This is a genomic window from Burkholderia sp. PAMC 26561, from assembly GCF_001557535.2.
GTDB lineage: Bacteria > Pseudomonadota > Gammaproteobacteria > Burkholderiales > Burkholderiaceae > Caballeronia.
This window is the reverse complement of the sequence record NZ_CP014306.1, coordinates 1747244-1772295: the sequence shown is the minus strand read 5'-3', so window position 1 is coordinate 1772295 and position 25052 is coordinate 1747244. Positions and strand designations below refer to the sequence as shown.

Here is a 25052-nt window from a genome sequence, read left to right as displayed (position 1 = left end):
CCTTTAACAGCTTGATCACAAAGCGCATTCCGCGCTTGTGCGGCGAAGCCCGGTGTTAGAATAGCGGGCTAATTTTCTGATCGTTATAACGGAGAGACCGACGTGGATTTTATTTCAAGAGCCTTCGGACAAGGCGCCGACGGTGCGCAATCGAGCATCATGAGTTTTCTGCCTCTGATCTTGATGTTCGCTGTGTTGTACTTCATCATGATTCGCCCGCAAATGAAGCGTCAGAAGGAACATCGCAACATGCTGGGCGCGATGGCGAAGGGTGACGAAGTCGTAACGAACGGCGGTATTGTCGGCAAGGTGACGAAGGTGACGGACGCGTATGTAGGCGTTGAGATCGCGGAAGGCACGGAAATCACCATCCAGAAGGCGTCTGTCACGACCATCCTCCCGAAAGGCACGATCAAGTCGCTGTAAGGCCAACTTGTCTCGCGTCCGGCGCGGCCCGCGCGCTCTCGGTCTTGAAACCGGCAGCCCGCTCATTGCCGGACGCATCGCTTATCCCGTCCTCGCCAACTCTCCTGTTCGGCCATCCCCATGAATCGCTACCCACTTTGGAAATATGCCGTGATGCTGGTGGCGCTCGTCATCGGCCTCGTCTATACACTGCCCAATTTTTTCGGCGAAGCGCCGGCGGTGCAGGTATCGAGCGGCAAAGTAACGGTCAAGCTTGATTCGTCAACGCTTGCCAATGTCGAGAGCGCGCTGTCGGCGAGCAAGATCACGCCTGACGAAGTCACGTTCGACAACTCGTCGGCCAATGCAAACATCCGCGTGCGCCTGAAAGACACGGACACGCAATTGCGCGTGAAGGATCTGTTGCAGAAAACGCTCAACAGCGATCCGAGCGATCCGCAATATGTCGTCGCGTTGAACCTGCAGGCAGCTTCGCCGCGCTGGCTCACCGCGTTGCATGCATTGCCGATGTATCTCGGCCTCGACTTGCGCGGCGGCGTTCACTTCCTGTTGCAAGTGGACATGGCAGGCGCGCTGAACAAGAAGCTGGATTCGAACGCCACCGACGCACGCGCCCTCTTGCGCGACAAGAACATCCGCGATGGCGGCGTGAATCGCGTGAACCAGGCCGTGGTGGTGAATTTCTCCGACCAGGCCGCAGCCGATTCCGCGCGCACCGTGCTTTCGACCAGCCTGAACGAGTTGCAATGGGCGACGCGTCAAGGCAGCGACGGTTACCAGGTGGTCGGCACGTTCACGCCGGCTGCGCAAAAAACGGTTGAAGACGCCGCGCTCAAGCAGAACATCATCACGCTGCATAACCGCGTGAACGAACTTGGCGTGGCCGAGCCGGTGATCCAGCAGCAAGGTGCCGACCGCATCGTGGTCGAGTTGCCGGGCGTGCAGGACACGGCGAAGGCGAAGGACATCATCGGACGGACTGCCACGCTTGAAGCGCGTCTCGCCGATCCGACCAATACGCATCCCGGTCCGAACGACCCGGTTCCGCCGGGCGACGAACTCTTCCCGCAAGGCAACGCAGGCCCCGTTCTCGTGCGCAAGCAGGTGATCTTCTCGGGTGACCGGATCATCGACGCATCGGCGGGATTCGACGAACATCAGCGTCCGTCCGTCAACATTCGCCTCGACGCCGCCGGCGGGCGTTCGGTGAGCAGCGTGTCGCGTGACAACATCGGCAAGCCGATGGCCATGATCCTGTTCGAAAAGGGCAAGGGCGAAGTGCTGACGGTCGCGACCATCCAGTCGGAACTCGGCGACCGCTTCCAGATCACCGGCCAGCCCTCGCCGCAAGCCGCAACCGATCTCGCGCTGTTGCTGCGCGCAGGTTCGCTCGCGGCGCCAATGGACATCATCGAAGAACGCACGATCGGCCCGAGCCTGGGCGCCGACAACATCAAGAAGGGCTTCGATTCCGTGCAGTACGGTTTCGCCGCCATCGCTGTCTTCATGATCGCGTACTACATGCTGTTCGGCCTGATCTCCATGCTGTCGCTGTCGGTGAACCTGCTGCTGCTGGTCGCGATTCTCTCCATGCTGCAAGCCACGCTGACACTGCCGGGTATCGCGGCTATTGCGCTGGCACTCGGTATGGCAATCGATGCAAACGTGCTGATCAACGAACGGATCCGCGAGGAACTGCGTAACGGCGCGCCGCCGCAGCTCGCGATCCAGAACGGCTTCTCGCACGCATGGGCGACGATTCTCGACTCGAACGTGACCACGTTGATTGCCGGCCTGGCGCTGCTCGCGTTTGGTTCGGGCCCGGTTCGCGGCTTTGCGGTCGTGCACTGTATCGGCATCCTGACGTCCATGTTCTCGGCGGTGTTCTTCTCGCGCGGTCTGGTGAACCTTTGGTACGGCGGCAAGAAGAAGCTGCAATCGCTCGCGATTGGACAGGTATGGCGTCCGGAAGGCGGCGATACGGCGGCTGCAACAGCGGCGTACCTCGCGAATCAGCGCGGCGACGATTCCCCTGTCGACGAAATCATCCAGCCGGCCGCCCGTGTCAAGGCGCCGGTTCCCGCACGTCCGCAAAAGCAGGCTGCGCCCGCGCTTCGCAACGGCAAGCCGGTTGTTCGCCGCCGCTCGGGTCCGGGTGTCGAACCGAAAAAACCCGGCTCGTCCAACTGAGTCCCGGAGAATAAATCATGGAATTCTTTCGTATTCGCCGCGACTTGCCGTTGATGCAGCGAGCGTTGCTGTTCAACGCGATCTCGCTCATCACGTTTCTTGCCGCCGTATTTTTCCTGTTGCATCGCGGGTTGCATCTGTCGGTGGAATTCACCGGCGGCACCGTGGTGGAAGTGCAATACCCGCAAGCCGTGCCCCTCGAACCGGTACGCAGCACGCTGGGCGCGCTCGGTTATCCCGATGCCCAGGTGCAGAACTTCGGCACCTCGCGTGACGTGTTGATTCGCTTGCCGTTGAAGCAGGGCTTGACGTCGGCGCAGCAGAGCGATCAGGTGATGAGCGCGCTGAAGAACCAGGACGCGCAGGTGCAGTTGCAGCGCGTGGAGTTCGTCGGTCCGCAGGTCGGTAAAGAGCTCGTGACCAACGGCCTGCTTGCGCTGGCATGCGTGGTGATCGGCATTGTGATTTACCTGTCGTTCCGGTTTGAATGGAAATACGCAGTGGCCGGCGTGATCGCCAACTTGCACGACGTGGTGATCATTCTCGGTTTCTTCGCGTTCTTCCAGTGGGAGTTTTCGCTGTCGGTGCTCGCAGCGATTCTCGCGGTGCTGGGTTACTCGGTGAACGAGTCGGTGGTCATCTTCGACCGGATTCGCGAGACCTTCCGCAAGCAGCGCAAGATGACGGTGATCGAGGTGATCAACCACGCAATCACGAGCACCATGTCGCGAACCATCATCACCCATGGCTGTACCGAAATGATGGTGCTGTCCATGTTCTTCTTCGGCGGCGCGACCCTGCACTATTTTGCGCTGGCGTTGACGGTGGGTATCTTGTTCGGGATCTATTCGTCGGTGTTCGTTGCCGCCGCGCTGGCCATGTGGCTTGGCGTGAAGCGCGAAGACCTGGTGAAGGACAAGAAGCCGAAATTCGATCCGACCGATCCGAACGCAGGCGCAGAGGTTTGAAGGCGCAGGAATAGAGACTCGACGTATCTGAAGTGCGAAAGGCCGATTCGAAAGAATCGGCCTTTTTCGCTTTTAGGCGGGCATTTGTAACATTTGGTGGAACTGGTGCAGACAGATATGGGTGGCAAGCCCGCGTAGTTCCTAAACCAGCCCAATGTATGTACAATCGTAAATACAGGAAGCGCTATGCGATTCGAGTGGGACGAAACAAAGAATCGGAGCAACGTCCGCAAACACGGCGTCGACTTCAACGACGCTATCGAAATCTTCAAGCATCCGGTTCTGACCGCTGCGGATCGCAGCGAGGATTTCGGCGAAGATCGCTGGATTGCGTTGGGGTGGATGAAACTGATCGTGGCGCTGGTCGTTTATGTAGAGCGCGACGGCGACACCGTGCGGATTATTTCAGCGCGCAAGGCAACGCGACCCGAGATAAAACGCTACGGTGACGCTATTTCTAAATGATCGCGGCATTAAAAGCAGGAACACAATCATGAGCAAAACCACGAAGACTGATTGGAAGCGCCTGGAAGCCATGCCGGATTCCAGTATCGACACAAGCGAGATGCCCGAGCTCGGCGACGAGTTCTTCCTGAACGCCGAGCTGCAAAGACCGCCCAAGCAGGCGGTCACCATGCGTCTAGACGCCGACGTGCTGGCTTGGTTCAAGGAACAAGGCGAGGGTTACCAGACGCGCATCAACAAGCTTTTGCGCGCCTACATGCAGGCGCAACAAAAGCGCCACTCGTAAGCGCGCGGCCCCGCGACTTGTCACTTGAACCCCAGCCTCTTGCGCGCCGCCATCAACGCTACAAGGCTGATCACGGCCGCGAAAATCATGTAGAAGCTGGGCGCGGCCTTTGATCCCGTCGATGCAATCAGCCACGTGATGATGAACGGCCCGAACCCGCCGAATACTGTCACCGCGATGTTATAAGCCAGCGACATCCCCGTCGTGCGCGTGGCAACCGGAAACATCTCCGAGAGTAATCCCGGCAGCGCGGCGAAGTACCCGGTCATCAGGACGCCGAGCACCGCTTGCACGACCAGCAGGTTGCCGAACGCCGGATGCGCGACGAGCCACGAGAAGAGCGGATAGATCAACACGAGCAACAGCACGGCCGAGATCAGCATGATGCGGGTGCGGCCGTGGGTATCGGAGAGATGGCCTACCAGCGGCGACAGCACCATCTGGATCGCGCCCGTCAGCAGGATCGCCGTGAATGCAACCGAGGGCGCAAGGCCCAACTGGCGAATCGCGTAGGTCGGCATGAACAACACGAGATAGGTCGCCACCGTTCCCAGCACCACCGTGCCAATGGCAATCAGCAAGCGCTCCTTGTTCGATGCAAACGTGTCCCGCAAGGGCGTCGCGGTCGTGACGGCGGAAAGGAATTCAGGCGTTTCATCGAGCTTTGTGCGGATGTAGTACGCCACCGGCCCGATCAGCAAGCCGAAGAAAAACGGCATGCGCCAGCCCCACGAATTCATCTGTCCCGGCGATAAATTCCCGGTCAGTACCACGCCGAAGATAGCAGCTAGCAGCGTCGTCAACCCCTGGCTTGCAACCTGCCAGCTCGCGAAAAAGCCACGCCGCCCCGGCACGTGTTCGGCGAGAAACGCCGTCGCGCTGCCGAACTCGCCGCCGGCCGAAAAGCCCTGCATCAAGCGTGCGAGGACCAGGATCAACGGCGCGGCAATCCCGATGGACGAATACGTCGGCAACACGGCGATGATCAGCGTGCCCACCATCATCAACAGTATGGATAGGGTGAGCGCGGCTTTGCGGCCGGCTTTGTCGGCGTAGGCGCCGAGCACGATCGCACCCAGCGGCCGCATGAAAAACGACACACCGAATGTGCCGAGCGTCAGCAGGATCGAGATGGAATCGTTGCCCGACGGAAAGAACAGCTTCGAGATGACGACCGCAAAAAACCCGTAGACCACGAGGTCGAACCATTCGAGCGCGTTGCCTATGGACGCCGCCACCACGGCACGCCACGCGGCCGGACGGACAACCGGTACTGTTGCAGACGTACTGCTCATGCATTTCTCCAGGAATTTTTATATCGATGTAACACATGTGTAAACGCTGCCGACTGTGCCACACCGAAATCCGGACCGAAATGCTCGCAAAACCTGTAGGCGAAAAAAAACCGTTCCGGCATGACCCGGAACGGTTCTTCGAACCTACAACAGGTACTTACTGGCGCACGCCTTCAGCCTGGATATGCAGCGTCGTCTTCATCTTGAAGCCGTATGCCTTGCCGTAGTCCACACCGAAGTCAGCGCGATCGAATGTGCCCGTCGATTCCGTGCCGCACACTTCCTTCTTCATCATCGGGTTCGTGAAGCACTTGAACGATTCGATCTTCAGGTTCACCGGCTTCGTCACGCCGTGCAGCGTCAACTCGCCGATCACTTCCACCGGCACGTCGCCCTTGAACTTCATCGACGTGCCCTTGTAGGTTGCCGTCGGGAATTTTTCGGTATCGAAGAATTGCGCGCTCTTCAGTTCACCGTCGAGCTTCTCATTGCCGATGTTGATCGACGTCATGTCGATGGTCGCTTCCAGCGTGCCCTTCTTCGCTTCGCGATCGATCGTCACCGTGCCGCTGCTCTTGTCGAACTTGCCACGCCACACCGAGATGCCGCCGAAGTGATCGGTCTCGAAGCTCGGGTACGTGTGGTTCGGATCGAGTTGGTACGTGACTTCAGCAGCCATTGCGTTAAACGATGCCGCCACGAACAACGCGCCTGCTGCCGCGATCAAAAGGTTCTTTTTCATGTGTTTTCCTGGATGAGGTTTGAAACTGGATTATTTCTTGACCGTTATTTCTTGACCGCGACGAGATGGAACTTGATGACGACTTCATCGGCGACGACCGACGTGTCTTTCCACTCGCCCGAACCGACATCGAACTGCGTGCGTTTGATGGGCAGCGCGCCATCGAAGGTCTGCGTGGCACCCTGCTGCGTGACAGTGACCGGCACCGTGACGTTCTGGGATTTGCCCTTGATGGTCAGCTTGCCGGCCACGTTGAATTTGTTGCCGCCGGCCGGCGCGATGGACGTTGACGCGAAGGTCGCGTTAGGGAAATGCGCGACGTCGAACCAGTCCTTGTCTTGCGCCTGCTTGTTGTAGCTGTCGTCGCCGAGATCGTAGCTGGCGGTATCGATGTTGATGCTCGCGTTGCCGGCAGCCGGCTTGGCGGGATCGAAGTCGAGGGTTGCGGTGAACTTCTTGAACTTGCCATCGACCGGCACGTTCATCTGCCTGGACGTCGCCGTCACGGTGCTTTTGGCGGTGTCGACCTGGGCCTGGGCGAACGCGGAAACTGCCGCGACCAGCGATGCGGCGGAAACGCCGGCAACCAACCAACGGGAGAATTTCACGTGTTTCATGTATTTCCTGAAGCGAACCGGATATTGGGACGAGTCGCTATTTGAGAATCAAATGCGAATCAGCGCAACCCGCCTCTGGGAAACGGGCTATCAACAAACAAGAATCAATAAACTCGAAATTCCGGGGAATACGTCGCAAAAAACATACGAGCGATGATCACCGCAGGAACGGAATCATGCGGGCGAGCAGTCCGTCCCGATCGATGAAATGGTGTTTCAACGCTGCGAGCACGTGCATGGCGACGAGGACCAGCAGTGTGTAGTTCAGATAGATGTGGACCATCTTCAGCGTGCCCTTCAGCACATTGTCCGGCCCGATGATCGTCGGCAGCGGCAACACGCCGAGATAAACCACCTGAATGCCCGCAGCGGAGCTGTACAGATAACCCGAAATCGGAATGATCAGCATCAGTACATAAAGCAGGAAATGCGTGAGATGCGCGACGCCTTTTTGCCACCCCGGCATGCGCCGGGGCATGGACGGCGCCTTGTGCGTGCTGCGCCAGAGCACACGGATCACCGCGAGCGCGAACACGGTTACGCCAATCCACTTATGCCACGAGAAGTACTTGAGCTTGGTTGGCGTGAAACCGGGGATATCGGTCATGATCCAGCCAAGATAAAAACCGCAGATGATCAAGAGCGCGATCAGCCAATGAAGGCCGATTGCGGTGCGGCTATAGCTTTCGGAGCTGGCGAAATTCGGGCTGCGTTCCATACGGTGTCCACCAGAAAGAAGTGCGGAATAGACCTGCAGCATTTTGGGTTTGTCGCCGAAGAAAGGGCGTCAAACCGTGAAGCAGGTCTCAAGGCCGCCATCCTACCCGAACAAGTAAAAAACAGCTTTCAGTAGAGAAATAGTTGCCGATCCCTTTCTGGCATTGTGCTGGCGCGAGAATGACGCTGATGTCGTCCTGCCGAGTTGATCCGTGAGAGGATTGGGAATCAAATCATCGGATAAACGCCTTGAACGTCTCGGCGCATGACGGACCTGACGGTTTCGCCGGCCCCGACACGTTGTGACGCCGGGTAGCCGCTGTTTGTTACCATGCGCGCTGGCCCGGCCCTTGCTCTTTTAAGCGGCTGCCCCGGAACCAGGACGCGACAAGACACTGAATAACACCCCCGCAAGAGCCAGTACTCCACTCATGGAAGAAGACGATCTGATTGCCTGCCACGAATGCGACACGCTTTTTCACAAGCGTGCACTGCCCGTGCGCACTTCAGCGAAATGCACGCGATGCGGCGCCACGCTTTATCCGAGCGTGGCGTCGAATCTCGACAAGCTTTGCGCCATCACGCTCGCCGCGCTAATCACGTTCCTGATTGCGCAGGCGTTTCCCATTGTGGAACTGGAAACGAACGGGATCACCTCGCAGACCACGCTGATCGGCGCGATCGTCGCGTTGTGGGGCGAGAACATGGAAGTGATCGCAGTGATGGTTTTCTGCGCGACGATCCTCTTTCCGCTCACCGAGCTCGTCGCCATGCTTTACTTGATGGTCGCGTTGCGTGCTGGGTTCGTCCCGGCCGGTTTCAGCCAGGTGCTGCGCGCAATCCAGTTTGTCCGGCCGTGGGGAATGATCGAAGTATTCATGCTCGGCGTGCTGGTTACGCTGGTGAAAATGGTGAGCATCGCGCGCGTGATCCCCGAGGCCGCGCTATTTGCGTTCGGCGCGCTGACGCTGCTGTTCGCAGTGATCCTGACCTTCGATCCACGCGCGCTCTGGGAAATCGCCGGGCGCCTGGCGAAGCGCGGGCCTCTACGATACACCCCGTTCGGCGGCCTGCAGTCCGGCATGGGTGCTGACCGGCAAACCGATCTCCAGGCCGAATCCCCGCTTGACCTGCTGCGGCCGCTTTCGCCGTCCAGCGCGCCGGCTGATGCATCTCCAGCCAACGCCGCGTCTCCACCGCTGAAGCCATGACCGATACACCCGAACCTGCTGAAGCAAAAGAATCCGCCAGTGCCGCCGATGCCGCTCCGTTCTACACCACGGCCTCGCGCGCCGGGCTGATCGGCTGCCACGCCTGCAACCTCGTGCAAAAACGCGCGGTCACGATCGATACACAGCGCTGCACGCGTTGCGGCGCGAAGCTCCACAGGCGTAATCCGGACTCCGTCGCGCGCACGTGGGCGCTGTTGCTGTCCGCCGCGATCCTCTACATTCCGGCCAATTTGTACCCCGTGCTGCATACATCGTCGATTGTCGGTTCAGAAGACGACACCATCATGAGCGGCGTCGCCATGTTCTGGAACGACGGCGACTATCCACTGTCGGCGATTATTTTTATCGCAAGTATCCTCGTGCCGATGTTGAAGCTCGGCACCCTCGCCTACCTCACCTGGGCGACTCAAACAGCGTCCAAATGGCGTCCGCGGCAACGTACGACTCTGTATCGGATCGTCGAAAAAATCGGCCGGTGGTCGATGCTCGACGTCTTTGTCGTCACCCTCACCGTGGCGCTCGTGCGCTTCGGGTCGCTGGCCGTGATCACACCAGGGCCGGGCGCGCTGGCATTCGGCTGCGTCGTGGTGCTGACCATGCTTGCCTCCATGCAATTCGACCCGCGGCTGATGTGGGATCACATCGAACCTTCAGGAAAGAAATATGACTAGCCCGCAAGGCCCCTCAAACGATACGGCCAAGGGCCCCAACGAGCCTTCCCGCAATGCCGGCGGCGGTGGACTACCGCCGAACCTTCCTGATCCCGTGATCGAGCCGCGCAGCCGCTGGGTTCCGTCGCTCGTATGGGTGATTCCGCTGATCGCGGCGCTGATCGGCATTGTGCTGGTCGTGAAGTCGGTCGCAGGACGCGGTCCCACGATCACCATCAGTTTCGTGAGCGCCGAAGGGCTCGAAAACGGCAAGACGAAGCTGAAATACAAGGATGTGGATGTCGGCACGGTGAAGAACATCACGTTGTCGAAGGATCATTCGCGCGTTCTCGTCGATGTCCAGTTGACCAAGGTTGCCGAAGATTTCGCCGTGAAGGACACGCGCTTCTGGGTGGTGCGTCCGCGCGTGGCGGCAAGCGGCGTGACCGGTCTCGGCACGTTGCTGTCGGGCGCCTACATTGGCGTGGATGCAGGCAAGTCGAAAGAGGACGAGACCCACTTCGTGGGGCTCGAATCGCCGCCCGCCGTGACCGGCGACCAGAAGGGCCGCCAGTTCACGTTGCGCGGTGATTCGCTGGGTTCCATCGATATTGGATCGCCGATCTATTACCGTCGCGTGCAGGTGGGTCAGGTCGCGGGTTTCTCGCTCGACAAGGACGGCACCGGCGTCACCATGCAGGTCTTCGTGAACGCGCCTTACGACCAGTACGTGGGCACGAACTCGCGCTGGTGGCATGCAAGCGGCGTGGATCTGCGGCTCGATTCCAGCGGCTTCAAGCTCAACACGCAATCGCTCGCGACCGTGGTGCTAGGCGGCATTGCGTTCCAGACGCCGCCTAACCAGGAACCCGGCAAGCAGGCGCCGGACAACATGACGTTCCGCCTCGGCTCCGACGAATCGGACGCCATGCGCGATCCGGACGGCCAGCCAATACGCGTTGTCATGAATTTCAACCAGTCGCTGCGCGGGCTGTCGGTCGGCGCGCCGATTGATTTCCGCGGCATTCTGCTTGGCAGCGTGACGGGCATCGCGATTGAATACGATCCGAAATCGCGCGCCTTCCAGATGCCGGTGACCATGAACATCTACCCGGACAGGCTCGGCAAGCGTTTCCGCGATTCGGTTCCGCGCCAGAACACCGTCGCCGGTCAGGAATTGCTGCAGAAGCTCGTCACAAACGGCCTGCGGGGACAATTGCGCACCGGCAACCTGTTGACCGGGCAGCTTTACGTGGCGCTCGATATGTTCCCGAAAGCGGCGAAAGCCACGGTGAATGTCGCGGCCGATCCGCTCGAACTGCCGACCGTGCCGAACACGCTCGACGAGTTGCAACTGCAGGTGGCGGATATCGCGAAGAAGCTGGACAAGATTCCTTTCGACGATATCGGCAACAACCTGAACAGTGCGCTGAAGAACGCGAACAGCCTCTTCAAGCAACTCGATACCCAGGTCGCCCCCGAGGCGCGTGACACGCTGACCGCCGCGAAGAACACCTTCACCGAAGCGCAAAGCACGCTGCAGCAGGATTCACCGCTGCAGTCGGACGTTCATCAGGCGCTGCAGGAACTCACGCGGACGCTGCAATCGCTCAATGCGCTCTCCGATTATCTGGAACGTCATCCGGAATCGCTGTTGCGCGGAAAACCAGGAGATAAGCCATGAGTCTGGCCACATTTTTCAAGGCCGCCGGCCGGGTTCCGGCGGTGGGCCTCGTGGCCGGGATCGCCGCGCTCGCCGCATGCAGCAGCTCGCCGCCCGCGCGTTTTTATACGCTCGGCGGCGGCTCGGGTGACAGCACGGTGAGAACCACGGCGCCCGCGTCGTTCTATCTGGAGCTGGCGCCGGTCGACATGCCGCCGCAAGTCGCGAAGAACCAGATGGTCGTGCAGGACGGTGCGGCGCAGGTGCGTGTGCTCGAGGATCAGCGCTGGGCATCGCTTCCCGCCGACGAAGTGCGGCGCGCGTTATCGGCGGATCTGTCGCAGCAGCTTGGCGCCATCGATGTCTACGGCACGCCGCATCCCGACGGCGCGGCGGTGTATCGCGTGAAGGTGAACGTGCAGCGCTTCGAATCGTCACCGGGAGAACGCGCGTTGATCGATGCCGTGTGGAGCGTGCGCGGCGTTAGCAACCAGGCTGTCCTGACGTGCCGGACCGTGTCCGAACAGCCAGTTGGCGATGGTTATGACGCGCTGGTGGCGGGGCATCGGCAAGCCGTGGATGCGCTCGCCGGAGCGATTTCCGCCGGCGTCAAGACGGTGAGTTCGGCACCCGCACCGTCGATGACATCGGTTTCAGCGAAAAGCGCGAAGCCCGCAATGCCTGCGCCGCCGCGTCTGTTGCCTTGTCCGATGAACGCCGCGCCGGCGCAGTGAATCTGAAAGGACTCCGACCAGAGTCCGCCGCAACCCGGTTGCACCGGAAGGTGCGCCGGGTTTTTTGTCGCCCGACCACAACGCCGCAATCTCGAAATTAAGTCGGTACGCGCCGGGGCGGTTAAGATCGCTCTCCGTGACTACTCATTGCAGAATCCAAAATACAGATGATGAAACTGATCGGTTCGCTCAGCAGCCCGTACGTTCGCAAGACGCGGATTGTGATGGCAGAAAAGAAGATCGACTGCGAACTGGTGCTCGAAAACGTCTGGGCATCTGATTCGAAAATCCACAGTTACAATCCGCTCGGCAAGGTGCCCTGCCTGATCCTGGACGATGGCGAAGCGGTTTTCGATTCGCGCGTGATCTGCGAATACGTCGATACGCTCACGCCGGTCGGCAAGCTCTTGCCGCAGGAACGTCGTGAGCGCACCGAAGTCCGGTGCTGGGAAGCGCTCGCCGACGGCATGCTCGACGCAGCCGTGCTGATCCGCCTGGAAGGCACGCAGCGTGAGGAAGCGCAACGCAACGACGCGTGGATCGAGCGCCAACAGCGCAAGATCGATGACGGCCTGAAAGCGATGTCCAAAGGACTTGCCGCGAAAAACTGGTGCTCGGCCAATCACTTCACGCTCGCCGATATCGCCTGTGGCTGTGCGCTCGGCTATCTCGACTACCGCATGCCCGAGTTGAACTGGCGCGAGGACTACCCCAATCTCGACAAGCATGTGCAGCGTTTGTCGCTGCGCCAGTCTTTTATCGATACATTGCCGGTTTGAGGTTTCTCTCCGGTCCTGCAAAAAAGCCCCTTTCGGGGCTTTTTTTACGTCGGCCTGGCTTGGTTACTTCGCCAGCGCCTTCTTCAGCACCGTGTTCGCCTGCTCGATCGCCGCCCGCGTGGCTGGCGTCTTCGCCAGCGCGTTCAGCATCACGAAGTCGTGGATCGTGCCTTCGTAGCGCACCGCCGTTACACGCACACCTGCTTGCGAGAGCTTGCGGGCGTAGGCCTCGCCTTCGTCGCGCAGGACATCGTTTTCGTCGGTGATGACGAGTGCCGGCGGCAAGTCCTTCAACTGATCCAGCGATGCACGCAACGGCGACGCTGTGATCTTCTCCCGGTCGGCTGCATTCGGCGCGTATGCGTCCCAGAACCACTTCATCGCGTTTTTGGTGAGCCACGGGCCGTCGGCGAATTCGTTGTACGAGCCGTCGTCGAAGTTTGCATCGGTGACGGGGTAGAACAGCACCTGGTAGCGCAGCGCCGGGCCACCCTGCTCCTTCGCCATCAGCGTGACCGCGGCCGCCATGTTGCCGCCGACGCTGTCGCCGACCACGGCCATGCGGGTTGCATCGACGTTGAATTGCTTTGCATGCTCAGCCACGTAGCGCGTCGCAGCGTAAGCCTGCTCGACCGGCACCGGGAATTGGGTCTCGGGCGAGCGATCGTAATCGACGAAAACCACGGTCGCCTGCGCGCCGTTCGCGATTTCGCGGATCAGGCGGTCGTGCGTGTTTTTATCGCCGAGAACCCAACCGCCGCCGTGAAAGTACATGATCACGGGCAGCACGCCCTTTGCCTGCGCCGGGCGTACGATGCGCAGCGCGACCTTGCCGGTCGGGCCGGCATCGATCACGCGGTCTTCGATTTGCGCGGCCTGCTTTTCGACCGGCTGCGACTGGGCGCCGGCAAGGACGTTGCGGGCATCGGCGGGTGACAAGGTGTAGATCGGCGGGCCTTTCTGTGCGGTGAGTGCATCGATGAACTGCTGCGTCGCCGGTTCGAGCACGGGCGCGGCCTGCGCGATGGCGCTTGCGGTCAGCGTTGCAGCAACGGCAGAAGCGATGGCGAGAGACTTGAGCTTGAACATGTTGACTCCTGTTAGTGAGGGGCGTTGATAAATGCTTGCTTGAGGAACGTTTGGAAATTCAAATGCATCTACTTGTAGATAGGTGATGCGGTACGGCTTTGATACGGCTTTGATACGGCTTTGATACGACTGCGACTTGCCTCACGGCGGCCGGGAAACCTTGGCACCAACAATGGATAACTGCGTACCTGCTATCTACAGACCCGTTAAAACCGTGACGCGCGAAATCACTCATCAAATCCGTGCAGGGATGATTAGTCGGCTCGACGCGCGTTTTGAACGCGGTAAAAAAGTAAGACAAAAAGCAAAAAATCACATTCCCGTCAAAGAAATCGGAAATCAAAATCTACCTACTCAAAGATAGATCGGTTTTGATAAAGGTTTATTCATTATTAACAATATTCCGAACAATTACCTTGTATTACGACCCAATGACTTCAGAAGCCACGCTACGCCTTCATCGTTTTACGGTTTGCGTGACTTCTTCCAGACGCACCTTTGAATGAAACAATCGGCAAGCCAGCAGACTACCCTGATACGCCGCGAATAGCGCCCGGGCAGTCACCTCGGGCTTGCCATTTACACGCAGGGTTTCTTGCTTCTCGCCTTCGGCCAGCACTTTCGCCAGCCACGATTCATTTGCTTTAAAGAAGGCCTGAACCGCATGACGCACGTCCTCGGGTAAAGACTGGATATCCGCAGCCAGCATTCCGCACAAGCAAACCTGATCGCCTTCGCCCACGATCTTGCCGAACAGCTTCGCGTAGCGATCAAGCTTTTTCTCGGCGGAAGCCGAACTGTCGATGGCGTAAATCGACGACATGACATCCGCGCTATAGGTATTCACTGCTTCGAGCACGAGATCTTCCTTCGAAGGGAAGTAATAGTGGATGCTCGATGTCTTCACCCCGACCAGCGTCGACAGATCGCGATAACTAAACCCGTTGTACCCGCGCGTCATCAACAGGATTTGCGCGTGATCGAGCAATTGCTCGCGCACGGTGTTTTTGTCCGGGGTTTTCTCGGTGTTCATTTCGGAATCTCATGCCTTCGATGAGTCGTAATTTATCTACTAGAAGATAGATAGTCAAGGGAATTTAATGAATTTCATCGGGCGTTTTTAACAGGGCGTTTTTATCAAGCTCTCCGCAAACATCATGAAGCGGGCCGCAGCCCGCTCCTTCGCATACAACCAGATCACCGCACATCACCGCGGCGTCAACAATGCCGCCTGTGCTTCCCGCCGCGCCGGCTGCGCCGTCGCGGCGTGTTCGATGATCCCACCGCCCAGGCAAACATCGCCTTGATAAAGCACTGCCGATTGTCCCGGCGTGACGGCCCATTGCGCGTCGCTGAAACTTAGCTCGAAGCGGCCGTCCTCGCCTGGCGCACCCACCACGCAAGCCGAATCCGCCTGCCGATACCGCGTCTTCGCCGCGCATTCCAGGCCTTCAGCCGGTGCCGCGCCCGCCACCCAGCTCGTATTACCGGCCACGAGCGAATGCGACAACAGCCACGGATGATCATGCCCCTGCACCACGTACAGCGTGTTCGACGCCATGTCCTTGCCCGCAACAAACCACGGATCGCCGCTGCCGTCCTTGCTGCCGCCGAGCCCGATGCCCTTGCGTTGGCCGAAGGTATAGAACGCCAGCCCGACATGCTCGCCGATCACCTTGCCATCGGGCGTTTTCATCGGGCCGGGTTGTGTTGGCAGATAACGGTTCAAAAATTCGCGAAACGGCCTTTCGCCGATAAAGCAGATCCCCGTGGAATCCTTCTTCGCCGCGTTCGGCAAGCCAATCTGCGCGGCGATCTCGCGCACCTTCGTCTTTGGCATTTCACCGAGCGGAAACAGCGTCTTCGACAACTGCGCCTGATTCAGCCGATGCAAGAAGTACGACTGATCCTTCGTGTGATCCGTGGCCTTGAGCAGTTCGAACTGGCCATCGCGTTCGCGCACGCGAGCGTAATGGCCGGTCGCGATGGTTTCGCCGCCAAGCGACATGGCGTGATCGAGGAAGGCCTTGAACTTGATCTCGGCGTTGCAGAGAACGTCAGGATTGGGCGTGCGGCCGGCCGAATATTCCCGCAGGAATTCGGCGAACACACGATCCTTGTATTCAGCCGCGAAGTTGACCGCTTCCACGTCGATGCCGATCAGATCCGCCACCGACACCACATCGATCCAGTCCTGCCGGGTCGAGCAGTATTCGCTGTCGTCGTCATCTTCCCAGTTCTTCATGAACAGGCCGATCACGTCGTAGCCCTGCTCTTTCAGCAGCCACGCGGTCACCGACGAATCCACGCCGCCCGACATGCCCACCACGACTTTCTGTTTTCCGGCCTTGCTCATTGTGCTCTCTGCCTGATGCTTCGATTTTGCTTCGATTGTGGCTTGGATTGTTGCTTCGAAAACCTAGTCCCGCACCGGCGCGACCGAGTGCGTGTGAATGAAGTCGAGCGGCACGCGCCGCCCGGCGAGGTAATGATCGAGGCATTCCAGCACGGCCGGCGACCTGTGCCGGTCGGCGCATGCACGGAGTTCGTCGGCGGTGAGCCACATGGCGCGCACGATGCCATCGTCCAGTTTCGCGTCCGGCACCGGTCCCGACGTGGTGCCGCAAAACGTGAAGCGCAAATAAGTCGCCGATTTCCCCGGCCGCTCGAAATGCGTCAAATACGTGCCGACAAGCGCCTGCGGTTCGAACCGATGCGCCGTTTCCTCCAGTGTTTCCCGCTTCACGGCATCGACAAGCGTTTCTCCCGCTTCCAGATGGCCGGCCGGCTGATTAATCTTGAGTCCGTCGGACGTGTGCTCCTCGATCACGAGAAAACGCCCGTCCCGCTCCACAATGGCCGCGACGGTAACGCGCGGCGTCCAGCGTTCAGTATTCATGGGACCGTATTTTACCGTTTTGCGGGTTTTCCCGTCGTTCGCCGAGTTGGTGAATGTTGTCGCCCGATCGCGCTATTTTTCGTGAATGTTTCAGTTACAGTGGCAATCAGTCGCAAAAACCAGCTTAAAGAACTGCTTAACAACTGCGAGCAGCACGAGCACGACTGCACACGGCCATAACAGAACTAGAACGTGAGGAGGATGAAGATGCATATCGGAGTGCCTGCCGAGACGCGGGCGAACGAGGCGCGCGTCGCCGCCACGCCGGAGACGGTCAAGAAGCTCGTATCGCAAGGTCACAGGGTCACCGTGCAGCGCGGTGCGGGGCTGCCGGCGAGTTATATCGATGAAGCCTTTGCTGCTGCCGGCGCCGAGCTCGTCGATGCCAACACCGCGTTCGCCGCCGATCTCGTCCTCAAGGTCCATTCGCCCAACGAAACCGAGCTGCCGCTGCTGAAACACGGCGCGGTCCTGGCTGGCATGCTCGACCCCTTCAACGCCGATAACAACACGCGCCTCGCCGCCTCCGGCATTACCGCGTTCGCGCTGGAAGCCGCGCCGCGCACGACCCGGGCGCAGAGCCTCGACGTGTTGTCGTCGCAGGCCAACATTGCCGGGTACAAGGCCGTGCTGGTCGCGAGCAATATCTACCAGCGCTTCATGCCCATGCTGATGACCGCCGCCGGCACCGTGAAAGCGGCGCGCGTGCTCGTGCTGGGGGCGGGCGTCGCGGGCCTGCAGGCCATCGCTACAGCCAAGCGGCTGGGTGCGGTCATCGAAGCGTCGGATGTGCGTCCCGCCGTGAAAGAGCAAATCGAATCGCTGGGCGCGAAGTTCCTCGATGTCCCCTACGAAACCGATGAAGAACGCGAAGCCGCCGTCGGCGTGGGCGGCTATGCGCGGCCGATGCCCGCAAGCTGGCTCGCGCGCCAGTCCGTGCTGGTCGCCGAGCGTGCGAAGCAGGCGGATATCGTGATCGCGACGGCGTTGATTCCCGGACGTCCCGCACCGACGCTGATCGCGGCTGAAACCGTCGCACAGATGAAACCGGGCTCGGTGATTGTCGATCTGGCTGCGGGCCGCGGTCCTGAATTCGAAGGGCGGCGCGGCGGCAATTGTCCGCTGACCGAAGCCGATCAGGTCGTGATGAAACATGGCGTGCATCTGGTCGGCTACACCAATCTTGCATCGATGGTCGCGACCGACGCCTCCGCCCTTTACGCCCGCAACCTGCTCGACTTCATCAAGCTGATCGTGACGAAGGAAGGCACGCTGAACATCGATATGGCCGATGACATCGTCGCGGCCACGCTCCTGTGCCGCGACGGCCAGGTCACGCGCGGGATCAAAGGAGACTGACATGGAACTGGTTAATCACACGGTCATCAACCTGATCATCTTCGTGCTCGCGATCTACGTCGGGTATCACGTGGTGTGGAACGTCACGCCCGCATTGCATACGCCATTGATGGCGGTGACGAACGCGATCTCGGCTATCGTGATTGTCGGCGCGATGCTCGCAGCCGGCCTCACCATAGGCGGCGCCGGCAAGTTCTTCGGCACGCTTGCGGTGTTGCTCGCAGCGGTCAACGTGTTCGGCGGATTTCTCGTCACGCGGCGAATGCTGGAGATGTTCAAGAAAAAAGCGCCGAAGCAAATTGCCGCTCCGTCGAAGGAGGCCGCGCAATGAGCATGAGCGTAGTCACCCTCCTGTATCTCGTCGCCTCGGTGTGTTTCATCCAGGCGCTCAAAGGCTTGTCGAATCCGAAGACCGCGCGCATCGGCAATACGTTCGGCATGGCAGGCATGGCGATCGCGATCCTGACGACCATTGCGTTGATCGTGAAGCAGGCGTCGGCGCTGGGATCGGATCTGTCGCTGGGCCTGGGGCTGCTGTTCGCAGCGCTCGTGGTGGGCGGCGCGATCGGCGCATACGTCGCGGCGAAAGTCGAGATGACGAAGATGCCCGAACTCGTCGCTGCCATGCATTCGCTGATTGGTCTGGCAGCGGTTTGTATCGCTTATGCGGTTGTTTCCGAACCCTCGGCGTTCGGGCTCGCCGCGCTGGGCGAACCGATTCCCGTGGGCAATCGCGTGGAATTGTTTATCGGCACGTTTGTGGGTGCCATTACGTTCTCGGGTTCCGTGATCGCGTTCGGGAAGCTCTCGGGCAAGTATCAGTTCAGGTTGTTCAAGGGCGCGCCGGTCGTGTATGCCGGCCAGCACATGATCAACTTGCTGCTTGCCATCGCGATGCTCGGCTTCGGCATCATCTTCATGTTCACGCAGTCGTGGCTGCCGTTCGTGATCATGACGCTGATCGCGTTCGCGCTCGGCGTGCTGATCATCATCCCGATCGGCGGCGCGGACATGCCCGTGGTTGTATCGATGCTCAACTCGTATTCGGGCTGGGCGGCGGCGGGCATCGGCTTTTCGCTGAACAACCCGATGTTGATCATCGCCGGATCGCTGGTGGGATCGTCGGGCGCGATTCTTTCGTACATCATGTGCCGCGCGATGAACCGCTCGTTCTTCAACGTGCTCCTGGGCGGTTTCGGCAACGAAGGCGGCGCGGCGGCAACCGATGGCGCGAAGGAACAGCGCCCGGTGAAATCCGGTTCCGCCGATGACGCCGCGTTCATGCTCGGCAATGCCGAAACGGTGGTGATCGTGCCGGGTTATGGACTGGCCGTGGCGCGCGCTCAGCATGCGTTGAAGGAACTCACCGACAAGCTGATCGAGAAAGGCATCGACGTGAAGTACGCGATCCACCCGGTCGCGGGGCGGATGCCGGGGCATATGAACGTGTTGCTGGCCGAGGCGGAGGTGGACTACGAACTCGTCCACGAGATGGAAGACATCAATGGCGAATTCCAGCAGACGGACGTGGTGTTGGTGCTCGGGGCGAATGACGTGGTGAATCCGGCGGCCAAGACCGACCCGAAATCCGTGATCGCGGGGATGCCGATTCTGGAGGCATATCGGGCGAAGACGATTATCGTGAACAAACGCTCGATGGCGGCGGGTTACGCCGGGCTGGACAACGAACTGTTCTACATGGACAAGACGATGATGGTTTTCGGCGATGCCAAGAAGGTGATCGAGGATATGGTGAAGGCGGTGGAGTGAGGTGCGCTGTAGGGTGAGAGGAAACGCCGGTGTGCTCGCTAGAGATACCGGCGATATCTGCCGGAGAGCGGTCGTCTTACGTGAAACTTGGTTCAAATCGACCCAAGCTCAACTTGTTCCAGTTGGCCCAGCCTCACAGCACGATCGTTTCGATAGTCACTTTGTCCGATCGAGATCGAATCGCCAAAGCAAGAATATCGCGTTGATAGGCGACATGCTTCAAAATCAACTTAAACATGACGGCACCTATCATAATGCCACTCGCAAACGCGGCTACTCCAACATAGAGATATATGAAGTGACCTATTTCCTTGCTTGATGCTTCCTTGACAGCGAGCCATCCAAGTCCAAACACTCCAAAAAGTGCAGCCTTGTCCGTACCACCAACGAAGAAGTCCATACGCTGCTTAATACGCTCAATTCTAATGGATAGACGTTTGTCTGCAGCTTCAAGTATTTCGATGGAATGTGGCGCGAGTTGCTGTGCTTGCAGCCTTTCATGCTTCAATTCTTTGATTGTCCGCTCATAATCCGCCCTGCGAAATCGCCGCAAATCGCGAAAGCCCGGCCGCATTTCCTTAAGCAAACCAGTAAGCATTAGAAGTGCCATGACACAAGCAACGACTTTTAAAGCGAAAGATAGAGCAAAGCCAATGTTGAAGGATGAGAAACTTAAGCAACTTGTGATCGACACAAAACCGCCCGCCCCCACACAGATTAACCAGGCCGTAATCCGGCGCGATCGCACCTCTTCGGGCGTAAACGAGGGTCGGAAAGGGCTCAATCCGTCGAGTTGGTAAAGAATCGTCTCCAAGTCGTCTTGCATTTTTGTTTCCGAATAGTTTGTCGTTTAACGCTTTCGTTTGTTTATCTCGTAGCCGTCAATGCTCTCATGCTGCCCGATCAAAAGCGCATCCAAGACCTGTAAAAAATCTTGTTAAGCTGAAGTTCAATCGACAGACGCCGCCGTAAGTTGGCGTCTGGCCACCCCCGCCCCCGCGTACAATATCCCCCTTCGATTCCCCTAAAAAGCACCGCCCAATGGCCACTACTTTCCTTTTCGACTGGTTTGTCCCTTGCCCGCGCGGTCTCGAGGCGCCGCTGGCGGCCGAACTCGCCGAAATCGGAGCGAAGCATGTAGAAGGCTCGCAATTTCGCACCGGCAAGGAAGTCCCGGGCGGCGTGCATTTCCGCGGCTCGTGGGCGGCCGGCATGGCGGCGAACCTGCACTCGCGCATCGCGAGCCGCGTGTTGCTCAAGCTCGCACACGGCCCGTACAGAAGCGAACACGACATCTACGAGCTCGCTTACCAGCAACAATGGGAAAAGTGGTTCTCGCCGAATGAAACCATTCGCGTCGATATCACCGCCATCAAATCGCCCCTGCGCAGCCTGGAATTCGCGACCCTGCGCGTGAAAGACGCTGTTTGCGACCGCCTGCGCGAATTGACGGGCAATCGTCCGAGCGTCGATACCGCCCAACCCGACGTCCGCGTCTTCGCGTTCCTCACCATCAACGAATGCACGCTTTACATCGATACCTCCGGCGACCCGCTCTTCAAACGCGGCTGGCGCCTGGACAAGGGCGCGGCTCCGCTACGAGAGAACCTCGCGGCAGGCATCTTGCGCCTTACCGGCTGGACGCCGGGCACGCCGCTATTCGACCCGATGTGCGGCAGCGGCACCTTCCTCGCCGAAGCCGCGCAAGTCGCGCTGAACATTGCGCCGGGCGTCGAACGTCGTTTCGGCTTCGAAAAGCTCAAGCAATACGATGTGAACGCGTGGCAAAAGCTGAAAGGCGCGGCGCTCGATGCAAAACACGCCGCGCAATCATCACGCAAGGACCTGCAGATCTACGGCAGCGACATTTCCGGCGACATGCTCGACAAGGCCTACTCGAACCTCGAACGCGCGGGTCTTCCGGAACTGTCGTTGAAACAGGTCGATGCCCGCCACATGACACCGCCAGCGGGCGAGCCCGGCATCCTGGTCGCGAATCCGCCGTACGGTGAACGGATCGAAGTGCGTGGCCGTGGTCCGCGCGGCGAGCTCCGCGAACCGAAGAACCGCGGTCACGACGAAGACGAAGAAGCATTTCATCGCGCGCAGCCTGATCCGGCGGACCTTGAGTTTTTCATCTCGTTCGGCAACGCGCTCAAGCAGCGCTTTCCAGGCTGGCGCGCGTATGTGCTGACATCGGACAGAAAACTGCCTGGCATGCTGCGGTTGCGTGAATCGACGAAAACACCGCTTTTCAACGGTGCGCTCGAATGCCGCCTGTTCCGCTTCGACCTGATCGCCGGAAGCGTGCGCAACCGGCCGGCAGCGGCAGAACCCGCAGGCGGCCAAACACCCGAGGCCCCCGAGGCCAAGGAATAAGGCCGAGCAAACCGGCGCTACAATCGCTGAATGAACTCATCGACTGAAGCCCAATCCTCAAGCCTCGATGTCTATCGCAGCCGCCGCGAACGCGTTCTCGCGGCGCTGCGCGAATCGGGCGGCGGCGTGGCGATCATCCAGACCGCGCGCGAAGTCATGCGCAACCGCGACGCCGATTACCCGTTCCGCCACGACAGCTACTTTTATTACCTGACGGGCTTCACGGAACCCGAAGCCACGCTCGTTCTGGACGCCAGCGCTCATCCCGACGAACCCGCGGCCATCCTCTTCTGCCGCGAGAAAAACGTCGAGCGCGAAACGTGGGAAGGCTTTCGGCACGGCCCTGAAGGCGCGCGCCTCGCGCTGGGACTGGACGCGGCATTTCCCATCGATCAGCTCGATGCCGAGATGCCCCGCCTTCTCGCCGACAAACCCGCCGTGCACTACGCGCTCAGCAGTTCGGCCGAACTCGACACACAGGTTCGCGGCTGGCTCGCAGCAGTACGAGCGCAAAGCCGGATCGGGGTGAAAGCGCCATCGAAAGCGGTCGATTTGCTGCCCATCCTCGACGAAATGCGCCTGATCAAGGACGACCACGAGCTCGCGATCATGCGCCGCGCCGGCACGATTTCGGCCGAAGCCCACCGCCGCGCGATGCAAACCTGCCGTCCCGGCATGCACGAATACGAGATCGAAGCCGAGTTGCTCTACACGTTCCGCAAACGCGGCGCGCAAGCCCCGGCATACGGTTCGATCGTCGCGGCCGGCGCGAACGCGTGCGTGCTGCACTACCCGGCGGGCAACGCGATCGCGCGCGAAGGCGATCTGATTCTCATCGATGCCGCGTGCGAACTCGACGGCTACGCGTCCGACATCACGCGCACCTTTCCGGCGAGCGGAAGGTTCACGTCGGCGCAACGGGAAATCTACGACATCGTGCTGGCCGCGCAATACGCCGCCGTTCATGCCACTCGCGCCGGCGTGAGCTTCGACGCGCCGCACGAAGCGGCGGTGCGGGTTTTGTCGCAGGGATTGCTGGATACGGGGATCATCGATCGGAACCAGTTTGCAACGGTCGACGACGTCATCGCCGAGCGTGCGTACCAGCGTTTCTACATGCACCGCACGGGCCATTGGCTCGGCATGGACGTGCACGACGCGGGCGATTACCGCGATGCAAACGCGCCGCTCGACGACCAGGGCGCGCGTGCGTGGCGCACCTTGAAACCGGGCATGACGCTGACCATTGAGCCGGGTTTGTACATTCGCGCCGCCGCCGCCGTGCCGGAACGCTACGCGGACATCGGCATCCGGATTGAAGACGATGCCATCGTGACCGCTGGCGGCTGCGAGCTCACAACGCGGGAAGTCCCCGTCGATGCCGACGAAATCGAAGCCTTGATGCGCGACGCGCAAACCCCCGATGCAAATTGAAACCACGGAAACCATCGGCCATGAACTGCCGGCCGATTATCACTTCGATATCGCCATAGTCGGCGCGGGCCCCGTTGGCCTTGCGCTTGCAGGATGGCTCGCGAAACGCAGCGCAACATCGCGTTTGTCGGTCGCGTTGATCGATGCACGCGAGCCGGGTGCAGCTTCAAACGATCCCCGCGCAATCGCGGTGTCGCATGGAAGCCGCGCGATGCTGGAATCGTCGCTGGGTTTTCCCTCCGATGCCACGCCGATCAAGCGCATTCACGTCTCGCAGCGCGGCCGGTTCGGCCGCACATTGATCGATCACGATGAACACGGTCTGCCCGCGCTCGGTTACGTCGTGCGTTACGGCTCGCTCGTTTCGACGCTCTCGCAAGCCGTGGCCAAGACTGGCGTTCACTGGTTCACCGGAACGACGGCGTCCACGCCGCTGCACGACCATGATGGCGTGACGCTGCCCATCCATTCCGCGGCCGAAGGCGACCGGACGATTCGCGCACGCATCCTGGTGAATGCCGAAGGCGGGTTGTACAAGGAAACGGACGCATCGACTTCGGTCAAGAACACGCGCGATTACGGTCAGACGGCGATTGTCGGGACGGTCAGCGTGAGCGCGCCGCAACCGGGGGTTGCGTGGGAACGTTTTACACCCGAAGGTCCGATCGCGCTGTTGCCGTCTGGCGGCGCGCGTCAGGCGGATTACGCGCTGGTCTGGTGTTGCGCGCCCGAAGAGGCCACCCGCCGCTCGCAACTTCCCGACGATGCATTTCTCACCGAGCTCGGCGCAGCCTTCGGCGAACGCATGGGCCGTTTCACGAAAATCACCGGCCGCGCGATGTTCCCGCTTGGGTTGAACGCGCTGAATGCGCTTGTCGACCGGCGCACGGTTGCGATCGGAAACGCGGCACAAACGCTGCATCCTGTTGCAGGACAAGGACTCAATCTCGGCCTGCGCGATGCACACGCACTATGCGATGCATTGTCGACGAACGGGACCACGACGGTCGCGCTCAGCCTTTTTGCGCAACGTCGCGCGCTCGACCGGCGGATGACGATTGGTGCCACGGATACGCTCGCGCGAGTTTTCACCATCGATTTTGCGCCGCTTGCTGCAATGCGCGGCCTCGCTTTGAGCGCGCTGGAACTCGTGCCGCCGGTCAAGACCGTGCTGGCGCGTCAAATGATGTTCGGGCAACGGCGCTAAACGATTGCTCATCAGTTGCTGATCGTTTGCTTTGGAAAACCGGCTCCGCACTTCGCGCCAGCCCGGCCAAATTTGCTGAGCGCGGTGCCTGTAAAACCGAGCGTTCACTCTATGGCGTTCGCAACTTTCATAGAAGATTTAACGACTTGCG

The 25052-nt window shown here is 60.0% G+C and carries 26 protein-coding genes; 17 read left to right on the top strand and 9 right to left on the bottom strand.

Annotation, left to right across the window (positions count from 1 at the left end; genetic code table 11):
* The first annotated feature begins 102 nt into the window (after positions 1–102).
* From yajC to AXG89_RS08300, 5 genes are all read left to right on the top strand, one after another.
* Positions 103–426: a preprotein translocase subunit YajC gene (yajC, locus tag AXG89_RS08320; RefSeq protein ID WP_061998465.1), complete on the top strand. Its 324-nt coding sequence runs from the start codon at positions 103–105 to the stop codon at positions 424–426.
* A gap of 120 nt (positions 427–546) precedes the next feature.
* Positions 547–2616, top strand: a complete 2070-nt coding sequence (gene secD / locus AXG89_RS08315; RefSeq protein ID WP_062169155.1) for a protein translocase subunit SecD — start codon at positions 547–549, stop codon at positions 2614–2616.
* Positions 2617–2633: 17 nt separating this feature from the next.
* Positions 2634–3584 carry a protein translocase subunit SecF gene (gene secF / locus AXG89_RS08310; RefSeq protein WP_062169153.1) on the top strand — a complete coding sequence of 317 codons (951 nt, stop codon included), beginning with the start codon at positions 2634–2636 and terminating at the stop codon, positions 3582–3584.
* Between the two features lie 186 nt (positions 3585–3770).
* Complete coding sequence (locus tag AXG89_RS08305) at positions 3771–4049, top strand: BrnT family toxin (RefSeq protein ID WP_062169151.1); 279 nt, start codon at positions 3771–3773, stop codon at positions 4047–4049.
* Between the two features lie 28 nt (positions 4050–4077).
* On the top strand, positions 4078–4335 hold the full coding sequence (locus AXG89_RS08300) for a BrnA antitoxin family protein (RefSeq protein ID WP_062169149.1): 258 nt from the start codon (positions 4078–4080) through the stop codon (positions 4333–4335).
* A 20-nt stretch (positions 4336–4355) separates the two neighbouring features.
* Here the strand turns inward: AXG89_RS08300 and AXG89_RS08295 are convergent, their stop codons facing one another.
* The 4 genes from AXG89_RS08295 to AXG89_RS08280 all read right to left on the bottom strand — a co-directional run bounded on the left by AXG89_RS08295 (position 4356) and on the right by AXG89_RS08280 (position 7707).
* Entirely contained in the window at positions 4356–5630 is a 1275-nt protein-coding gene (locus AXG89_RS08295) for an MFS transporter (protein ID WP_062169147.1), read from the bottom strand.
* Between the two features lie 157 nt (positions 5631–5787).
* Positions 5788–6372 carry a YceI family protein gene (locus AXG89_RS08290; RefSeq protein WP_062169144.1) on the bottom strand — a complete coding sequence of 195 codons (585 nt, stop codon included), beginning with the start codon at positions 6370–6372 and terminating at the stop codon, positions 5788–5790.
* Between the two features lie 44 nt (positions 6373–6416).
* Complete coding sequence (locus tag AXG89_RS08285) at positions 6417–6989, bottom strand: YceI family protein (protein WP_062169142.1); 573 nt, start codon at positions 6987–6989, stop codon at positions 6417–6419.
* Positions 6990–7146: 157 nt separating this feature from the next.
* Complete coding sequence (locus AXG89_RS08280) at positions 7147–7707, bottom strand: cytochrome b (protein WP_061998457.1); 561 nt, start codon at positions 7705–7707, stop codon at positions 7147–7149.
* Between the two features lie 430 nt (positions 7708–8137).
* On the opposite strand from AXG89_RS08280, the gene AXG89_RS08275 reads away from it, so the two are divergent.
* The 5 genes from AXG89_RS08275 (at position 8138) to AXG89_RS08255 (ending at position 12764) form a co-directional block, all read left to right on the top strand.
* The gene (locus tag AXG89_RS08275; RefSeq protein ID WP_075360609.1) at positions 8138–8917 is read left to right on the top strand and encodes a paraquat-inducible protein A; all 780 of its coding nucleotides are present in this window, start codon (positions 8138–8140) and stop codon (positions 8915–8917) included.
* Complete coding sequence (locus AXG89_RS08270) at positions 8914–9609, top strand: paraquat-inducible protein A (RefSeq protein ID WP_082771371.1); 696 nt, start codon at positions 8914–8916, stop codon at positions 9607–9609. Before AXG89_RS08275 ends, AXG89_RS08270 begins: the two co-directional genes overlap by 4 nt.
* Positions 9602–11272, top strand: a complete 1671-nt coding sequence (locus tag AXG89_RS08265; protein WP_062169140.1) for a PqiB family protein — start codon at positions 9602–9604, stop codon at positions 11270–11272. Before AXG89_RS08270 ends, AXG89_RS08265 begins: the two co-directional genes overlap by 8 nt.
* Positions 11269–11985 (top strand): PqiC family protein, encoded by a 717-nt coding sequence (locus tag AXG89_RS08260; protein WP_082771370.1) that lies wholly within the window; start codon positions 11269–11271, stop codon positions 11983–11985. The genes AXG89_RS08265 and AXG89_RS08260 overlap by 4 nt, the downstream gene beginning before the upstream one ends.
* A gap of 167 nt (positions 11986–12152) precedes the next feature.
* Positions 12153–12764, top strand: coding sequence for a glutathione S-transferase C-terminal domain-containing protein (locus AXG89_RS08255; RefSeq protein ID WP_172811906.1), 612 nt, complete (start codon positions 12153–12155; stop codon positions 12762–12764).
* A gap of 63 nt (positions 12765–12827) precedes the next feature.
* Here the strand turns inward: AXG89_RS08255 and AXG89_RS08250 are convergent, their stop codons facing one another.
* Positions 12828–13853, bottom strand: coding sequence for an alpha/beta hydrolase (locus AXG89_RS08250; protein ID WP_062169138.1), 1026 nt, complete (start codon positions 13851–13853; stop codon positions 12828–12830).
* A gap of 172 nt (positions 13854–14025) precedes the next feature.
* Here AXG89_RS08250 and AXG89_RS42060 point away from each other — a divergent pair, with 172 nt between their 5' ends.
* Positions 14026–14217 carry a hypothetical protein gene (locus AXG89_RS42060; protein ID WP_162916026.1) on the top strand — a complete coding sequence of 64 codons (192 nt, stop codon included), beginning with the start codon at positions 14026–14028 and terminating at the stop codon, positions 14215–14217.
* Positions 14218–14310: 93 nt separating this feature from the next.
* Here the strand turns inward: AXG89_RS42060 and AXG89_RS08245 are convergent, their stop codons facing one another.
* The 3 genes from AXG89_RS08245 to AXG89_RS08235 form a co-directional block, all read right to left on the bottom strand.
* Entirely contained in the window at positions 14311–14886 is a 576-nt protein-coding gene (locus tag AXG89_RS08245; RefSeq protein ID WP_062169137.1) for a TetR/AcrR family transcriptional regulator, read from the bottom strand.
* Between the two features lie 174 nt (positions 14887–15060).
* Positions 15061–16209: a tRNA 2-thiouridine(34) synthase MnmA gene (gene mnmA, locus AXG89_RS08240; RefSeq protein WP_062169136.1), complete on the bottom strand. Its 1149-nt coding sequence runs from the start codon at positions 16207–16209 to the stop codon at positions 15061–15063.
* A gap of 63 nt (positions 16210–16272) precedes the next feature.
* Positions 16273–16752 carry an NUDIX hydrolase gene (locus AXG89_RS08235; RefSeq protein WP_062169135.1) on the bottom strand — a complete coding sequence of 160 codons (480 nt, stop codon included), beginning with the start codon at positions 16750–16752 and terminating at the stop codon, positions 16273–16275.
* A 207-nt stretch (positions 16753–16959) separates the two neighbouring features.
* Here AXG89_RS08235 and AXG89_RS08230 point away from each other — a divergent pair, with 207 nt between their 5' ends.
* Genes AXG89_RS08230 through AXG89_RS08220 form a run of 3 tightly spaced genes read left to right on the top strand, consistent with a single transcriptional unit; the run spans position 16960 to position 19881 of the window.
* Entirely contained in the window at positions 16960–18111 is a 1152-nt protein-coding gene (locus AXG89_RS08230) for a Re/Si-specific NAD(P)(+) transhydrogenase subunit alpha (RefSeq protein ID WP_062170426.1), read from the top strand.
* Position 18112: 1 nt separating this feature from the next.
* Positions 18113–18442 carry an NAD(P) transhydrogenase subunit alpha gene (locus AXG89_RS08225; RefSeq protein WP_061998448.1) on the top strand — a complete coding sequence of 110 codons (330 nt, stop codon included), beginning with the start codon at positions 18113–18115 and terminating at the stop codon, positions 18440–18442.
* Positions 18439–19881 carry an NAD(P)(+) transhydrogenase (Re/Si-specific) subunit beta gene (locus tag AXG89_RS08220; protein ID WP_062169134.1) on the top strand — a complete coding sequence of 481 codons (1443 nt, stop codon included), beginning with the start codon at positions 18439–18441 and terminating at the stop codon, positions 19879–19881. Before AXG89_RS08225 ends, AXG89_RS08220 begins: the two co-directional genes overlap by 4 nt.
* 133 nt (positions 19882–20014) lie before the next feature.
* On the opposite strand, the gene AXG89_RS08215 is transcribed toward AXG89_RS08220, so the two are convergent.
* On the bottom strand, positions 20015–20707 hold the full coding sequence (locus AXG89_RS08215; protein ID WP_062169133.1) for a hypothetical protein: 693 nt from the start codon (positions 20705–20707) through the stop codon (positions 20015–20017).
* A 215-nt stretch (positions 20708–20922) separates the two neighbouring features.
* Between AXG89_RS08215 and AXG89_RS08210 the strand changes: the two genes are divergently transcribed.
* From AXG89_RS08210 to AXG89_RS08200, 3 genes are read left to right on the top strand one after another with little or no spacing between them, the layout of a single operon-like run.
* Entirely contained in the window at positions 20923–22260 is a 1338-nt protein-coding gene (locus AXG89_RS08210) for a THUMP domain-containing class I SAM-dependent RNA methyltransferase (protein WP_062169131.1), read from the top strand.
* Between the two features lie 30 nt (positions 22261–22290).
* On the top strand, positions 22291–23694 hold the full coding sequence (locus AXG89_RS08205) for an aminopeptidase P N-terminal domain-containing protein (protein ID WP_062169129.1): 1404 nt from the start codon (positions 22291–22293) through the stop codon (positions 23692–23694).
* A complete protein-coding gene (locus AXG89_RS08200) occupies positions 23684–24901 on the top strand; it encodes a UbiH/UbiF/VisC/COQ6 family ubiquinone biosynthesis hydroxylase (protein ID WP_062169128.1) in 1218 nt (405 codons plus the stop codon). The genes AXG89_RS08205 and AXG89_RS08200 overlap by 11 nt, the downstream gene beginning before the upstream one ends.
* Positions 24902–25052 lie beyond the last annotated feature (151 nt).

Excerpts from the sequence above, each read along its gene's own strand:
- secD (WP_062169155.1), top strand. The coding sequence starts at position 547 with ATGAATCGCTACCCACTTTGGAAATATGCCGTGATGCTGGTGGCGCTC.
- secF (WP_062169153.1), top strand. The coding sequence starts at position 2,634 with ATGGAATTCTTTCGTATTCGCCGCGACTTGCCGTTGATGCAGCGAGCG.
- AXG89_RS08305 (WP_062169151.1), top strand. The coding sequence starts at position 3,771 with ATGCGATTCGAGTGGGACGAAACAAAGAATCGGAGCAACGTCCGCAAA.
- AXG89_RS08300 (WP_062169149.1), top strand. The coding sequence starts at position 4,078 with ATGAGCAAAACCACGAAGACTGATTGGAAGCGCCTGGAAGCCATGCCG.
- AXG89_RS08295 (WP_062169147.1), bottom strand. The coding sequence starts at position 5,630 with ATGAGCAGTACGTCTGCAACAGTACCGGTTGTCCGTCCGGCCGCGTGG.
- AXG89_RS08290 (WP_062169144.1), bottom strand. The coding sequence starts at position 6,372 with ATGAAAAAGAACCTTTTGATCGCGGCAGCAGGCGCGTTGTTCGTGGCG.
- AXG89_RS08285 (WP_062169142.1), bottom strand. The coding sequence starts at position 6,989 with ATGAAACACGTGAAATTCTCCCGTTGGTTGGTTGCCGGCGTTTCCGCC.
- AXG89_RS08280 (WP_061998457.1), bottom strand. The coding sequence starts at position 7,707 with ATGGAACGCAGCCCGAATTTCGCCAGCTCCGAAAGCTATAGCCGCACC.
- AXG89_RS08275 (WP_075360609.1), top strand. The coding sequence starts at position 8,138 with ATGGAAGAAGACGATCTGATTGCCTGCCACGAATGCGACACGCTTTTT.
- AXG89_RS08270 (WP_082771371.1), top strand. The coding sequence starts at position 8,914 with ATGACCGATACACCCGAACCTGCTGAAGCAAAAGAATCCGCCAGTGCC.
- AXG89_RS08265 (WP_062169140.1), top strand. The coding sequence starts at position 9,602 with ATGACTAGCCCGCAAGGCCCCTCAAACGATACGGCCAAGGGCCCCAAC.
- AXG89_RS08260 (WP_082771370.1), top strand. The coding sequence starts at position 11,269 with ATGAGTCTGGCCACATTTTTCAAGGCCGCCGGCCGGGTTCCGGCGGTG.
- AXG89_RS08255 (WP_172811906.1), top strand. The coding sequence starts at position 12,153 with ATGATGAAACTGATCGGTTCGCTCAGCAGCCCGTACGTTCGCAAGACG.
- AXG89_RS08250 (WP_062169138.1), bottom strand. The coding sequence starts at position 13,853 with ATGTTCAAGCTCAAGTCTCTCGCCATCGCTTCTGCCGTTGCTGCAACG.
- AXG89_RS42060 (WP_162916026.1), top strand. The coding sequence starts at position 14,026 with ATGGATAACTGCGTACCTGCTATCTACAGACCCGTTAAAACCGTGACG.
- AXG89_RS08245 (WP_062169137.1), bottom strand. The coding sequence starts at position 14,886 with ATGAACACCGAGAAAACCCCGGACAAAAACACCGTGCGCGAGCAATTG.
- mnmA (WP_062169136.1), bottom strand. The coding sequence starts at position 16,209 with ATGAGCAAGGCCGGAAAACAGAAAGTCGTGGTGGGCATGTCGGGCGGC.
- AXG89_RS08235 (WP_062169135.1), bottom strand. The coding sequence starts at position 16,752 with ATGAATACTGAACGCTGGACGCCGCGCGTTACCGTCGCGGCCATTGTG.
- AXG89_RS08230 (WP_062170426.1), top strand. The coding sequence starts at position 16,960 with ATGCATATCGGAGTGCCTGCCGAGACGCGGGCGAACGAGGCGCGCGTC.
- AXG89_RS08225 (WP_061998448.1), top strand. The coding sequence starts at position 18,113 with ATGGAACTGGTTAATCACACGGTCATCAACCTGATCATCTTCGTGCTC.
- AXG89_RS08220 (WP_062169134.1), top strand. The coding sequence starts at position 18,439 with ATGAGCATGAGCGTAGTCACCCTCCTGTATCTCGTCGCCTCGGTGTGT.
- AXG89_RS08215 (WP_062169133.1), bottom strand. The coding sequence starts at position 20,707 with ATGCAAGACGACTTGGAGACGATTCTTTACCAACTCGACGGATTGAGC.
- AXG89_RS08210 (WP_062169131.1), top strand. The coding sequence starts at position 20,923 with ATGGCCACTACTTTCCTTTTCGACTGGTTTGTCCCTTGCCCGCGCGGT.
- AXG89_RS08205 (WP_062169129.1), top strand. The coding sequence starts at position 22,291 with ATGAACTCATCGACTGAAGCCCAATCCTCAAGCCTCGATGTCTATCGC.
- AXG89_RS08200 (WP_062169128.1), top strand. The coding sequence starts at position 23,684 with ATGCAAATTGAAACCACGGAAACCATCGGCCATGAACTGCCGGCCGAT.